We start from the raw sequence: 2,277 nt of genomic DNA on the forward strand, positions 1-2,277 counted from the left end.
GTACCCGGTTCTGAATAATAGCAGGTATAGAACTCGATATCATTGTAAGAAGAATTAAACACCCTTACTGAATAATCAGTATTAGGTTTTACAGGTATAGAATAAGTTTTACAGCGTATTGCTATATTAGACGGTGAAATAATATAATTGTTAGTTCCACCGCCGCCGTCGTCACCACAGTAAAGCTCCTGTGTTACTCCCACAGTTCTCGGAGCTGTGGCGTCATGGTTCACGATATTGCCCTGCATAATGCCCTGCTTATACATTGTAGTATCAGCATCATAGGCTGTCGGTATAGTTGAGCCCTCTGTCATCATAATATCGCCAACGTGTGAGGGCTGGACAGCGTAGTCACCATAATGTCTTATCTGGAAAAGAAGTCGAGCAGCATTTCCGCTGTTAACGGTAAATCCATTGACAGCATTCACAAAACCAGGTGCATATGCAAGCCATGTTCCTGCTGCGCCATTAGGGATAGGGTCGGTTTTTAGTTTAAGGTAGTTTTTTCCGAGCTTTCCGACTCCGCCTGCTGCTCCTGTTATTCTCCAGTCGAGCAAAGATGTACCGTTGGAACGGAAACGGAGCGGAAGTGCCCGTGTAAGCTCGCGTACACCAAAATTGATCTTTCTTGAAACCATAAGGGTTCTCAGATCATCGGTAACTGCTCCTCTGTTTGCAAATAGTAATTCACGCAGCATCGCATCATTCTCCGTCCGTTGGATCATACACTTCGCCTGTTGCCTGATCAACCCATTTTCCGTCGCCGCCGAAGCCGTAAAGATCGCCTGTGCTTATCTCCCATGCAATAGTGCCCTGTGAGATAAGTCTCCCGTCAACTCCGTTCTCGGCTGGGAGCTCGGTCTTTGTATCAACTGCAAGCTCTGCGATAACAAGTGATCTCTCACCGTTAAAGCTCATAAACTTTTCTTTTAATATTGTAAGCATTTTCTTACCTCCTGAAAAATTCTTTGAAAGTACTTTCATAAAGGGGCTGAAAAACCCGTTTTTTCAACGGAAAACCATTGAATATCGGAAAACGATACAGGATATTCGTTTATATGCATAATGAGCAGCCTGCATAATTGTAAAAAACTTATAATGAAGATAAGGAACGCTGTTTTCGGCGTTCCTTGTTTTTTGTGTGCGCTCAAATGAAAAACAGGGATAAAAAGCGGTTTTAAGTATTGACAAAAACATGAAAATATGATAAAATAAACTGAATTGCAAAAGAAGCTTAGGTTTCGGAGCAAGACTATTGACCACTCCTTTTTGGAGTCGAGGCCATACGGACAGCCGGGTCAAATGCCGACCGCCGATTTTTCGGCTGGCAACTTCTGTTGCCTTATTGATTCGACTGTATGTCGATAAAGTTTTTATAAGTTCTCATCAGCTTGTGAAAGGTCAATAAGAGTAGTAAAAGGTAGTACTTGCTTGTATAGACTCTGAAACCGTAAATGAAGTTTCTGCGCACCGCAATGATATTTCATGCACACAATGGCTGGTAAGGTCTTTTGTGTGCATTTTTTGTTTAAAGGTGTGGTTTTATGGAGAATAAACTGAAGCTTTATGGGTTCAACAACCTTACAAAGTCGCTTAGCTTTAATATATACGATGTCTGTTATGCCAAGACAGCACGTTCACAGCAGGAGTATATCGCTTATGTTGATGAACAGTACAACTCTGAGCGTATAACGGATATAATGACTCATGTAACCGAGATGATAGGAGCACAGGTGCTCAGCGTATCCCGTCAGGACTATGATCCTCAGGGCGCATCGGCTACCTTCCTTATCGCCGATGATACTATGATACCTGTCGGCGGTACTGAGACTGTGGCACATCTTGACAAGAGCCATGTTACAGTTCATACCTATCCCGAATTTCACCCCGATACGTCTATCGCTACGTTCCGTGTGGATATAGATGTTGCCACCTGCGGCAAGATTACACCGCTTACTGCGCTGGACTATCTTATCGGAAGCTTTGATTCGGATATCATCACTATGGATTACAGAGTAAGAGGATTTACACGTAATCTTGACGGTGAAAAGCTATTTATCGACCACGATATAACTTCCATACAGAATTATATCGACGCGAAGATACTGGATAAATACGATGCTGTGGATATAAATGTCTATCAGGCAAATATGTTCCACACAAAGATGCTCATAAAGGAGCTTGACCTTCAGAATTACCAGTTCAATACAGATGTAAACGAGCTTCCGCCGAGACGCAGACTTGAGATAACCAATGCGCTCCAGCGGGAGATGATAG

Annotated in this window: 3 protein-coding genes; 1 reads left to right on the forward strand and 2 read right to left on the reverse strand. The window is 42.9% G+C overall.

What is annotated here, in order from left to right; all coding sequences use genetic code 11:
* Together QZZ41_RS00555 and QZZ41_RS00560 are read right to left on the reverse strand one after the other, a co-directional pair.
* The coding region (locus tag QZZ41_RS00555) for a hypothetical protein (RefSeq protein ID WP_295066700.1) at positions 1-725 on the reverse strand (725 nt) is incomplete at its 3' end.
* The gene (locus tag QZZ41_RS00560) at positions 703-945 is read right to left on the reverse strand and encodes a hypothetical protein (protein WP_295066703.1); all 243 of its coding nucleotides are present in this window, start codon (positions 943-945) and stop codon (positions 703-705) included. The genes QZZ41_RS00555 and QZZ41_RS00560, both read right to left, overlap by 23 nt.
* Before the next feature lie 599 nt (positions 946-1,544).
* Between QZZ41_RS00560 and speD the strand changes: the two genes are divergently transcribed.
* The coding region (speD, locus tag QZZ41_RS00565; protein ID WP_295066705.1) for an adenosylmethionine decarboxylase at positions 1,545-2,277 on the forward strand (733 nt) is incomplete at its 3' end.

Source organism: Ruminococcus sp., from assembly GCF_016283395.1.

Bases quoted from the DNA above. Each gene is read 5' to 3' on its own strand.
- QZZ41_RS00560 (WP_295066703.1), bottom strand. From the start codon at position 945: ATGCTTACAATATTAAAAGAAAAGTTTATGAGCTTTAACGGTGAGAGA.